We start from the raw sequence: 11,842 nt of genomic DNA, 5'->3' as shown, positions 1-11,842 counted from the left end.
GGTTGACCGATTGGCTCCCGCCATTCATCGCTTCCACAAGGAGATTCCTTATATTTAAAATAAAAGGTCTGCGGCAGGAATACTATTCACCTGCTGCGGACCTTTTTTGCCTTAAGGGCTTATTTTCGCTTCATGCCGCGGATCATTTTCTTGGCTTCCGGATCGACGCGGTATGACTCCGTAATTTTTTGAAGCGCCTTGTTAAACGTGAAATCGTCCAAAGTATTGCTCTGCAAATAAGCCAAGGTTGGCTCGGGCAACTTCACATAACAGATGGACAGCGCCCAAGCGACCGCCATTTTGACATAATAGCCCTCATGCTTCGCCTCATCCAGCAATTGAAAAACCCGTTTCATATATTCGGCATCAATATAAAAGTCCAGCAGCATAACAACGCCGAAACGAATTTCATATTCTTGACTGGAGCGCAGATAAGGCTGCAAGAATGCCCATACCCGTTCCCGATGCGGGATCGTGAACTTCAGCCCCGCACAAAAACTGTCGCATACCGACCAATTATCGATTTTCGGAATAAAATCCGCCGTATAGCGCAAAATTTCTTCAATATCCGATTTTGCATAACCGATGACCATGCCTTGCAGCATGATTTCCTCGAAATAATCGCTATCGGCTTGCGCCAGATAGTTCCGCCAATCGCCGGCGGCTATTTTTCGCGCGATTTTACGCAGCTCCGGCAGCCGGACGCCCAACACATTGTTTATGTTCGGGATCAGCGACGCGGAAAATTTCCGATAGTTCTCGTCGGCCAGATCGAGCAGCTGCTCTTTCATCTTTGGATTCATCAAACCGCCCCTTGTCGATCCGTTATTCGAACGATAGTTCCCATAAGTAGATGGAAGCTACGGAACCGTACGGCGAGTACGAATGCCGATACTTTTCAAACTGCTCTTTCGTTATGGTTGGCAAACCGTACAGCTTCATCATGCCCCGGCGAATGGCGATATCGCCCCAGCTGACGACGTCGCGGCGCTCCAAGGCGTGGATGAGCAGCATTTCGGCCGTCCAACGTCCGACGCCGTCCAGCGCCGTCAGTTTTTTGATAACCTCCGCATCCGGCAGCTCCTTCAGCTCGTCCAGCAGAAAAACGCCTGACGCAACGGTTTGGGCGATACGCTGAATGCACAGCGCCTTTTTCATCGTGATTCCGCAGCTTTGGATCGAATCGGCCGTCTGGGCGGCCAAATGCAACGGTGAGATTTCCCCGAACCTGTTTAACATCCGATCCCAAATCGTGCGAACCGCTTTGGCCGAAATAAGCTGGGCTACGATCGCATGGACGAGCGCGGTGAACAAATCCGGAATCACGACTCGTTCGACCTTTCCCATTCGCTTGATCGCAGCGCCGAGCGCTTCGTCCGCGTTTGTTAAATAATCCGTTTCTTCACGCCCGTAGTCGAAAAATTTCGTCGTTAAACTTGCCATCCTTTTTCCCTTTCCCGCCCGCTCTATGATCTACCCGGTGCATGCGCGATCGTTTCCCGCTCCGTTAGCGGAGCGAGCTTACTTCTACTATACCTCATAAAACACCGTCTGTTCCGATTACCGAATATATTCGCAAGATATCGAATCCGCATCGCCGGATGCAAAAGGATTGGAATCCTGCCCGCTCTTTCCTATAATAGAGGAAATACATATACGAGGAGAAGCCGATGAACGTAATTAAAATCAAAGACCGGCAAGAGCTTGAGAAAAAACTGCCATCGATGCCCTGGTATATCGATAAATTTATTCACTATAAGCTGCCCGACCTGTCGCCTTCCTCCCTGCTCGAATATTTGCGGGATTATGAAACGTTTTTAGGCTGGCTGATAGCGGAAGGGCTAACGGAAGGACCCGCCATTCGCGATGTGCCGATCGAGGTTTTGGAGAAGCTGCATATGGAAACGATCGATCATTTCCGGATGTTTCTGCTTACCAAGCCCGAGCATGCCAATACGAAAACGACAATTTCGCGGAAGCTGTCCTCGCTTCGGTCCTTGTTCCACTACTTAAGCCAAATCGCCGAGGACGAAAATTTTTACCCGCTGCTCAAGCGGAACGTTATGGCCAAGGTGGAAATCAAGCGCACGCATAAGCCCAAGGACACCGCTGTGAAGCTGGAAGGCAAGCTGCTTCAGGAGCATGAGATCAGCGAATTTATCGGTTACGTGCATGAAGGCTACGGCGTTGACGCCGCGACGAACAAGCAGGCGATCTACTCCTATGAGCTTAACAAAACAAGGGACGCCTGCATCATCACGCTTATCCTCAATTCGGGACTGCGCGTTTCCGAAGTGGTCAACCTGAATGTCGACGACATCGATCTCAAAAAAAAGCTCGCTTACGTTTATCGAAAGGGTAAAAACGACGACACGTTCAAAACCCCCGTCTACTTCCGGCAGGAAGCTATCGACGATCTGACTGCGTATTTGGAGCAGCGCCAGTTCCGTTACAAGCCGGCCAAACGGGAAAAAGCGTTGTTCGTAGCGATCGCAAACGGCAAAACCGAAGGACAACGCATGACCAAGCGGGCGATTCAGGAGATGGTGATCAAATACGCCAAAAGGTTCGGCAAGCCTTATTTGAGCGTGCATAAGCTCCGCCATTCGTTTGCGACCGATTATTACCTCAGCAACGACTTGTACAAAACGCAGGAGCAGCTCGGACACGCCTCGCCCGAAACGACGCAAATTTACGCTCATCTGACGGATAAAACGATGGCCGAGGCGATCGATAACAGGAAAGATTAGCGGCATCTCAGGTTTTGTTCTCCATTTTGCCGGCTGTAAAGCACCTGCTTCATAGCCGACAATTGCGCTCGGACGCAAAGCAACGCACAATGAAGAAGCCTACTCGCCGTTTGGCGAATAGGCTTCTTTCGTACGTTCAGCAGCGCTACTCAAATATATTCCGGCATCGTATCGGCCTCTTCCGGCACGACCGGTAGGCGAACGCACGGTTCCCCTTATCGAACGTTTACTTCCGCACCGCCGTTACGTCGAGACTTTAGCAGTGCTTCCGCTACAACCATCGGATAGATGCCATCCTCGATGGAGCTGATCGGAGCGGCGCCGTCTCGAAGTACTTCGACAATATGCGCCGCCGCATTCTGAATATTGCTGGACTTGCTGAGCAAGCCGGTCTCCGCCTTTTCCATAACCAGATTCCGGAATCCGTTAAGCATGGCATGCCGTTCAGTCGTATAAAATCTTATCTCGTCTCCGGTATTCAACATTTCGATTTTGCCGTGCTCCAAATACAGATCCATCTCGAAAATAAGAAAATCCCGGTCGTCGAAAGCTTCCGCATAACCGGTTGCCCCGCCTTGCATACGAAAAGTAAACGAGTACGTCCAATCCTCCCGGTCGTCCAAATTCGTCGGTACCTGCTCGAGCACCCGCACTTGCTCCATCGCCCCTGCCGTAAAACGGACCAGATCGAACAAGTGCGAGCCGTAATTGTAGATGCCGCGCGTATAGCGCAAATGAACTTTTTTCAGCTTGCCGTAACGCCCGGATCGTACAGCCTCCCGAATTTGAGCGGCGCCTTCGCTCCACCTCCTCGACAAATTGACGAGTACGGTTCGATTGCGATGCCTATCAAGCATAGCCGCGATTTGCTCCGCCTCCCGCAGGCTGACGGCGACCGGCTTCTCCAGAAAAATCACTTTGGCCTCCGAGTTCTCCAGCACGGCCTTCAGCACCTCCGATCGGACATGCGACGGCGTACAGATGCTCACGATATCGAGCTTATGATTTTGCAGCATGGCTGGCAAAGCCGTATAAAACTTCGCATTCGGCGCGATTTGCGCCAATTTGTCTCCTTGCTCCTGTCGGACGCCTACACCGGCAGCCAATTCGATGTCAGGATTAAGCATATAGGCTAATGCGTGACTTTGCGGCATCGCTTTCCGTGGAATGTCGAATTGTAAGCCGATATTTCCGAGGCCGATTATCGCTGCTTGATACATAACTTCCCCCTCGTTCTCTTGACAAAATGGCCGGAATACCCGCCATTTTCTTGGATCGATCGTATTCATCAATATCATACATGGAAGTGATGCCCATTGTATAGGCTCCAAACGGCGTCATTAACATCCTCAATCGCCTATCCGCAGCGCATAAACGTCGGCATCCTTAAGCTCGAACTTGAGCCTTACGGTTTTCCCGGCAAATCTCGACAGATCGGAGCTTCCGCGCCATGTTACTCTCCCTTCCAGCTCGTCGCCGAACATAACGTCGCAATCCTCCGGGCTGAAATAAGAAGCGGGCCAGCCCGTTTCGTCGATAACGCCTACGCGGATAGAGCCCGGCGCCGAGGTTGCATAGTTAAGGTACAGCGAGTTTCCTTCAAGCAGAATCGGCTTCGTGGTGAACACGCCGCCGCGATAGCCGCCGTGAACGGACGCGAAACGATGGCGAGGCACGGTAACCCTGCGAATATAACAATCGTCCCATTGCTGATGCTCGTTAACGTACATCGAAAATTCCTCCGGCGAAGTTTCGAGAATGCCCCATGCCGGCATCAAGCTTCGCTGCGTCCAATTTCGGCGGTCAAGCCCCGGCCTCATCCATGCTTCAAGAAACGGGCGCTTCCATCTCACGCCGTCCCGGCTCGACATGATGACGTTATCCGATACTCCCACCTTTACATGCTCGGGTACCTTATGCCGCTCGGGCATAAACCGCATAGGGAAGGAAAGATAAATATGCTCGGTTCCCGGGCAAGGAATGGATGCGTTCGTATAGAAATGCTCCAGCGGTACGTCCCTGTCGTAAACGTTCGGCTGCGGCTCCGTCCAATTTTCGAAGTCGGGGGAGGTGCAATTTTGAACGGCTCTGACTCCCAAAAATATCGCCGAATCCTCGGGCGCGTCGATGTTTGCCGATTGCGTCGAGGCGAAATATCTCGAGTAGCACACATAACAATCCTTGTTCGGGTCCCAGAACACGAGATTATGCGAGTCGAAGGCCCCTTTCTTAATGATCGGCTCTTCCCGGTACGGTTTGAAATGCAAGCCGTCCTCCGAAACGAAAGCGAACAGCCCCTCTGGCGCATATCCCGCCACAGCCTTGTACTTTTCCTCGGGCGGACAGCCCGGGCGCTCGTCGATAAACGGGCTGAAGTTATGAGCGATCGAGCCTAGCATGACGATATTGTTTCGCGTCGAGCCGTGCAGCTCGTAAATGCCGAGATCCGGGCGTTCCCAATGAATGCCGTCCGTGCTTTCCGCATAACAGCAAGATTGCCCCTGCGATTTATCGGAGCTGATATCGAACGTGCCGCGATAGTACATTTTAAACTTGTCTCCGTCTTTAAACACGCAGGAATAAACGCCGCTTCCCAGTCCCTCCCAAGGACGTTCCATGCTCAGCACGATTTCCTTCCGTTCCGGCGGATTCAGCTTTAAATACGTTTTCTCCATGCGGTCGATCAAATAATCGTCAACGAACATTTCGACGCGATTGCCGATTTTCAGCGGTTCCTTGCTTCGGCTGCTCATTTTCATTCCTCCTCAATTTCAGATTTAATCGCAAATCAAATGTCTTCCGTATCGGCCAGATGACAGGCGACAAAGTGATCCTCCTTTCCCTTCGCCTTCCGAAACGGCGGGGCTTCGACACGGCAAATATCTATGCACTTGGCGCATCGCGGATGAAAGCGGCAGCCCTTCGGCGGGTCGACCGGGCTTGGAACGTCGCCCTTCAGCACGATCCGCTCCTTTTTACGGTCAAGCTCGGGTGTCGGGACGGCCGAGAGCAGCGCTTCGGTATACGGATGCTTAGGCGCAGCGTAAAGCTCCTCCGAGCTCGCCAGCTCGACCACTTGTCCGAGATACATGACCGCGATCCGATCGCTCATATATTCGACGACGCTGAGATCATGCGCGATGAAAATGTAGGTCAGCCGCATCTGCTGCTGCAAATCCTTCATGAGATTCAAAACCTGCGCCTGAATCGAAACGTCGAGCGCCGACACCGGCTCGTCGCAAACGATCAGCTCCGGCTTGATGCAAAGCGCTCTGGCGATACAGATGCGCTGCCGCTGGCCGCCCGAAAATTCATGCGGATACCGGAACATATAATCCGCACGCAAGTTGACCGACTCGAGCAGTCTCGCGATCATTTCCTTCCGCTCCGCTTTCGTTCCCATCCGGTGCAAGCGAAGCGGCTCGTCGAACGATTCATAAATCGTCTTGACCGGATTCAAGGACGAATACGGATCCTGAAACACGATTTGAATTTTCCTCCGGGCCTCGAAGCTCTCCCTGCCGTCAAGCTTGAGAATATCCCGCATTTCGCCTTCGCCAAGCCGATATCGCATTTCCCCCGACGTAGGCTTCTGCAAGCGGACGATGCATTTGCCGAGCGTCGTTTTGCCGCAGCCGCTTTCTCCGACGAGACCTAACGTTTCGCCTTTACGCACATACAAGCTCACGTCGTCCACCGCTTTGACTTGACCGACGACCTTCTTGAACAGCCCTTTGTAGACCGGATAATACTTCTTCATATTCCGTATATCGAGAATAATCTCTTCCCGCTTGTTCATGTCACGTGCCTCCCATGCAGTTCCAGCATCTTACGCGGTGTCCGCCGCCCAGGTCCGTTTCGTCAGGTACGGACTTGCATCGCTCGGTCGCCATATCGCAGCGCGGTGCGAATTCGCAGCCCTCGGGCATATCGGACGGATCGGGCGTACTGCCGCGGATGGTTTGCAGCCGCTCCCCTTTGCCGATTCCGAGAACGGGAACGGAGTTCAGCAGCGCTTTCGTATACGGATGTCTCGGGGATCCGAGCACCTGCCGAACCGTCCCGAATTCCACGATACGGCCCATGTACATAACGGCGATCTCGTCCGCCATCTCGGCGACAATTCCCATGTTGTGGGTGATCAAAATAATGGAGGTCCCGTACTTTACCTGCACCTCCTTCATCAGCTCGAGAATTTGCGCTTGAATCGTAACGTCAAGCGCCGTCGTCGGCTCGTCGGCGATAAGCAGCTTTGGACGGCATACCATCGCCATCGCGATCATCACCCTCTGCTTCATGCCCCCGCTGAACTGGTGGGGGTAATCCTTGAGGCGGGCCGCCGCCTTCGGAATGCCGAGAAGCGTCAGCATTTCTACCGCGCGGGCCGCCGCTTCTTTTTTGGACACGTTTTCGTGCTGGAGTATATTTTCGCAAATTTGATTGCCGATCGAATAAACCGGGTTTAGAGAAGCCATGGGGTCCTGAAAAATCATGCCGATCTCCTTGCCGCGTATGGCGCGTATGGCGCCGCCGTTCTTCCGCAGCTTGTTCAGCACGATCGGTCCGTTATCCGAATGGTACGTGATATTGCCATCCGTAATGCTGCCGAGCTTGGGCAAAAGCTGCAGAATCGAATGCGCCGTAACGCTTTTCCCGCAGCCGCTCTCGCCGACGACGCCAAGCGTCCTGCCCCTTTCGACGCGAAACGAAACGCCGTTCACCGCTTTGACGATGCGCCTTCCTACCTGAAATTGAGTCTGCAGCTTCTCCACCTGCAAGATGACATCGCGATCCGCGCTCAAATGAATGTCTCCCCTTCCGTTCGAAGTTATTGGTTGGGATCCAGAACATCCCTCAGACCGTCGCCCAAGAAATTGACGCCCATGACGAAAAGTGAAATGGCAAGCCCCGGCGGCAGCCATAACCAAGGATTGTTGCGGATGACGTCGACCGCTTTGGCGGCATTGATAATGTTGCCCCAGGTAGGAATGCCGGATGGAACGCCAAGACCCAGAAAGCTGAGTCCCGATTCCGCCAAAATGTATCCCGCCGTAGTCAGCGTAACCGTTACGATGACAGGACTGAGCGTATTGGGGAGAATATGCCGGAACATGATGGAAAGCTCGCCGATCCCGAACGCGCGGCATGCGTCCACATAATTTTCTTCTCGCAGCGAAAGGAATCTGCCCCGAACGAGCCGGTACGTGCCGGTCCACCCCGTAATGGAAAAAATCAGGATCAGATTAAACAAGCCTTGCCCTATGTACACAACCAGAATGAGAACGAGAATAAGCTGCGGGAAGGTCATGAATATTTCCGAAATACGCAGCGTAATTTTATCGAACCAGCCTCCGAGATAACCGCTGAAGCAGCCGATCACCGTACCGATCAACGCCCCGCCGAGCGCGCCGCTTAAGCCGATCAAAATGGATACCCGCGCCCCGTACAATAATCTTGCGAACACGTCTCGTCCGAGCTTATCCGTTCCGAGCAAATGCTCGCCGGACGGCGGCATGAGCCGGTTGCTTAAATCGATCTCGTCCGGTTTGTAGGAGGACAGGACAGGCGCCAGTATCGCGCACAGGATCATGACCGAGATGATTGCAAAACCGACCATCGCCAGTTTGTTTATGCTGAGCTTCTCCCAGTTGCGAAGCGCCAGGCTGGATTTTGCGGCCGTCGTCCCCATGCTTTTCCCCTCCTTGCCAAATGGATTGATTGCGGAATATAGCTACAAAGCGTTTGCTCGGGTAAAAGCTCCTGCCTGCTACTCGAACCTAACCCTCGGGTCAAGCAGTGCGGTCAGCAAGTCGACGAGAAAGCTGGCCAGCAGCACCATGCAAGCCGTCATCATCGTTGTGATCATGACGACCGGATAATCTTTAGCCGATACGGCGTTCAGAATCATCCCGCCCATCCCCGGCCAACCGAAGACGCTTTCGATAATGACCGTGCCGCCGATCAGCAGAGGAAGACGAAAGCATAGGAGCAGCACGACGGGCATAAGCGCGTTCCGGAAAGCATGCTTCACATTCACCTTCCACTCGGGCAATCCTTTGCTGCGCGCGGTTTTGACATAGTCCTTCCCTAGCACGTCGAGCATCGTTCCGCGCGTATAACGCATAAGCGCAGCCGTTAACGAAAATCCGAGAACGAGCGAAGGCATAATCAAATGACTAAGCCGGTCGACAAAGCCGGAATCCGCATATTCGAATCGCCCGCCGACAGGTAGCCAGCCTAACTTGATCGCAAAAATTTGAATCGCAATGATGCCGATGAAAAATTCCGGTATCGATATGCCGATAATGCCGATGACCGTATTGCCGTAGTCGGCCGCGGAATTTTGTCTGATCGATGAGATCAGGCCGAGCAAAATCCCGAGTATCGACGATACGATCAGCGCTGCAGCCGCTAATTCAAGCGTAGCCGGAAGCCGGTTCGAAATCATTTTGGCAATGCTACTTCCGTCCACTAGACTATAGCCGAGCTTGCCCTGCAGCAAATCGGTCAGCCAGCGGAAAAACTGGATATATACGGGGGCGTCAAGCCCCATCGCTTTCTTGTACCCCTCCAAATCGAAATTGGCCGAGGCTAATAGTTCCGGAGGAATCAAATAAGTAAGCGGATCGCCCGGCGTCAGCTGCAGGCCGATGAATATGATGACGGTTACGAGAAAGAGCATCGGAATGATGGATAAAAACCGGAACGTAAAATAATTGAGCATGTGACCATCTCCTCAGGAATGCCGTCAAGCAAGGATAAACGTTCATGACCCTTCGGGTTGTTACAGGCTAAGAGGAAAACGCGGCGCAGAATCGCCCATATCATAATAAACTGCTTAGCCTTCTACATACGGCGCGTTTACGGGATATCGAACATACGTTCGATTTGTCTAGATAGACAAGGATAAACGCCTCCGTCGTCCTTTAAGGACAGGCGCGTTTACCGAGGTTTAGAGCCACTCCCACGATTTACTTTCCGATAAACCAAAGAAAACGGCAAGGCGCCTGGCTCGGTTGGCGCCTTACCGTGCGAACATGTTTACTTGACCTTCAGCTCCCAATCCTGCTGCTTTCTGTCGTAGTTGGTCCACTCGTTGCCGAAGATGCCTGCTGTTTTCAGCCTGGCCTCATTGACGAGAACATACTGCTTGATGGAGAAGAGCGGCATATGCCAGAGGAACTGGCTTTCCATTTCCTGCAGCTTGCCTACGGCTTCCTTGCGCTTCTGCGGGTCGGACGCCCTCCGCAATTCATCGATAAGCGGATCCCATTTATCTTTGGCGCCGCCCAATACCTGCATGCCGAGCGGGCTGTCGGTGTGGAACAAGCCGTAGGCTTCCTCAAGCGCCATCGCGGAAAGACCCGCATAGAGGAAATCGTATTCCCGCTTCGTATAGATCAGCTCCAGCAGATTGCCTTTCATCAGCGAGGTTTCCACCTTCACCCCGACCTGCTCCCAATAAAATTTTATCGTATCGATCAGATCGACGGATTGCTGGTCGGTATAGTAATACTGCAGCTTGATCGTCTGATTGAAGTCGAAGTTCGCTTCCTTCAGAAGCTTCTTCGCTTTTTCGGCATCGAATTCGTACTTGACGACCTTGTCGTTGAATTCAGGCATTCTCGTCGGAATTTTCGTTTCGAGCAGCTCGGCTTGACCCTTGAATAGCTTTTCGGCCAGCGCCTTGCGGTCGATCGCATAAAGCAATGCCTGCCTGATGCGCAAATCGGCGATTTTCTTATTGCCTTTGCCGTCCGCACCCGTCATATTGGCCTGCAAATAGCGGTCGAAGAAAATATCGACGGGATATGCGTTGTACGCCGGATTTTTGAGCGCTTCATTCACAAGATCCAAGCTCATCACCTGCATATAGTCCAATTGATTCGCTTGCGACTTCGTGACGATTTTGTCTTCGGTCATCGTTTGCAGCTTGATCTTCTCGATCTTCGGTTTCGCGCCGTAATAATCTTTGAAAACCTCCAGCATAGCGTAGTTGTTAGGCTGTACCTCCGTAATACGATAAGGTCCGTTGCCGATCGGCTTCTCCCAGAAAGCGGATAAATGCAGTTTTGCCGGATCCTCTTTTTCGAGCAGATGCTTCGGATAAGGCGGCCACTGCGCCATGACGAGCTGGAATACGCCGACCGGCTCGCTCAGTTTAATCGTGATTTTGCTGCCGTCGACCGTTACGCCCTTCAAATCGGCTGCTTTGCCCGTTTTCCAATCGTCGGCACCCTCGATCTTGCTGAAAGCTCCGGAAAATACGGCATTAATGGATGCCGACTTGAGCGCCATCCCAAGGCTCCATTTGACGTCCTCCGCCGAAAACTTCACGCCGTCATGCCATTTGACATCGTCCCTGAGCGTAAAGGTGTAAGTCAATCCGTCTGAAGAAACCGTAAATTCCTTTGCAAGATCCTTTCCTACCGGCTCTACCTTTTCATTGAGCATCAGCAATCTTCGAAAAAGATTCGTTTTGAGAAAGCCGCCGTAGTCGGCCCATGAAGCGCCGAATTTATCGTCGGGCCCGCCTGCTACCAGCAAAACCTTCTCGCCCATCGGATCCGGAACGGCTGCCGTCGATTTTACGATCCCTCCGCCGGTCTCGCCTTTCGAATCCGATTTCGTGCACGAAATCAGGATGCTTGCAAATAACATGATGGATAACATCGCGACAAACGCTTTTTTCATAGCTAACCTCCCTGTATATGTTTTGGCTAAGTTTTTGGTACTGACCCGATCTCCTATGGTACCGCTTACGATTGAACCGGGCGGGAGCTTCGCACACCGTTTTTGGTACCCGCCTACACTGTATCTATACGTGAGACCATGTCACATTATGCTTGCGGGATTTACTCTTCGAAACTATCGTTTTATAAGGAAAATCGGATTCTCCGTCCTAAACGCTTTCGAAGAAAGCGACTTCGTAAGCATAAGTAAAGGACTAGTGCGTTTAACGGAAATCGAACGACGAGCGGAGATAAATTTTTACTGGTACCCGACGGCTGTACGCCTTTTGTACAAAACAAATGAACGGCTTTTACTTTGTCCATTGAGAAGCCATTGGCGATTCGTTATGATAATTACGA

At 52.3% G+C, this 11,842-nt stretch carries 10 protein-coding genes; 1 reads left to right on the top strand and 9 read right to left on the bottom strand.

Translation table 11 applies throughout. The features are described from left to right. Nucleotides 1-119: 119 nt before the first annotated feature. Both DQG23_RS01045 and DQG23_RS01040 read right to left on the bottom strand, forming a co-directional pair. Complete coding sequence (locus tag DQG23_RS01045; RefSeq protein ID WP_113028935.1) at nt 120-803, bottom strand: DNA alkylation repair protein; 684 nt, start codon at nt 801-803, stop codon at nt 120-122. Nucleotides 804-825: 22 nt separating this feature from the next. Further along, on the bottom strand, nt 826-1,443 hold the full coding sequence (locus DQG23_RS01040) for a DNA-3-methyladenine glycosylase family protein (protein ID WP_113028934.1): 618 nt from the start codon (nt 1,441-1,443) through the stop codon (nt 826-828). 227 nt (nt 1,444-1,670) lie between these two features. Between DQG23_RS01040 and xerS the strand changes: the two genes are divergently transcribed. Beyond that, the gene (gene xerS / locus DQG23_RS01035) at nt 1,671-2,750 is read left to right on the top strand and encodes a tyrosine recombinase XerS (protein ID WP_113028933.1); all 1,080 of its coding nucleotides are present in this window, start codon (nt 1,671-1,673) and stop codon (nt 2,748-2,750) included. Between the two features lie 215 nt (nt 2,751-2,965). Here the strand turns inward: xerS and DQG23_RS01030 are convergent, their stop codons facing one another. The 7 genes from DQG23_RS01030 to DQG23_RS01000 all read right to left on the bottom strand — a co-directional run bounded on the left by DQG23_RS01030 (nt 2,966) and on the right by DQG23_RS01000 (nt 11,444). Further along, nucleotides 2,966-3,970: a Gfo/Idh/MocA family protein gene (locus tag DQG23_RS01030; protein ID WP_158560235.1), complete on the bottom strand. Its 1,005-nt coding sequence runs from the start codon at nt 3,968-3,970 to the stop codon at nt 2,966-2,968. 129 nt (nt 3,971-4,099) lie between these two features. Beyond that, a complete protein-coding gene (locus DQG23_RS01025) occupies nt 4,100-5,503 on the bottom strand; it encodes a hypothetical protein (protein ID WP_113028931.1) in 1,404 nt (467 codons plus the stop codon). A gap of 35 nt (nt 5,504-5,538) precedes the next feature. Continuing rightward, nucleotides 5,539-6,549, bottom strand: a complete 1,011-nt coding sequence (locus DQG23_RS01020; RefSeq protein ID WP_113028930.1) for an ABC transporter ATP-binding protein — start codon at nt 6,547-6,549, stop codon at nt 5,539-5,541. A 1-nt stretch (nt 6,550) separates the two neighbouring features. Further along, nucleotides 6,551-7,552, bottom strand: coding sequence for an ABC transporter ATP-binding protein (locus DQG23_RS01015; protein ID WP_238177702.1), 1,002 nt, complete (start codon nt 7,550-7,552; stop codon nt 6,551-6,553). A gap of 26 nt (nt 7,553-7,578) precedes the next feature. After that, nucleotides 7,579-8,439 (bottom strand): ABC transporter permease, encoded by an 861-nt coding sequence (locus DQG23_RS01010; protein ID WP_113028929.1) that lies wholly within the window; start codon nt 8,437-8,439, stop codon nt 7,579-7,581. A gap of 78 nt (nt 8,440-8,517) precedes the next feature. Continuing rightward, nucleotides 8,518-9,474 (bottom strand): ABC transporter permease, encoded by a 957-nt coding sequence (locus DQG23_RS01005; protein WP_113028928.1) that lies wholly within the window; start codon nt 9,472-9,474, stop codon nt 8,518-8,520. Nucleotides 9,475-9,791: 317 nt separating this feature from the next. Next, nucleotides 9,792-11,444 (bottom strand): ABC transporter substrate-binding protein, encoded by a 1,653-nt coding sequence (locus DQG23_RS01000; protein WP_113028927.1) that lies wholly within the window; start codon nt 11,442-11,444, stop codon nt 9,792-9,794. Nucleotides 11,445-11,842 lie beyond the last annotated feature (398 nt).

This window comes from Paenibacillus contaminans (assembly GCF_003285015.1).
Lineage (GTDB): Bacteria > Bacillota > Bacilli > Paenibacillales > NBRC-103111 > Paenibacillus_V > Paenibacillus_V contaminans.
The sequence above is the reverse complement of the archived record's forward strand: the minus strand, read 5'-3'. Positions and strand labels throughout refer to the sequence as shown.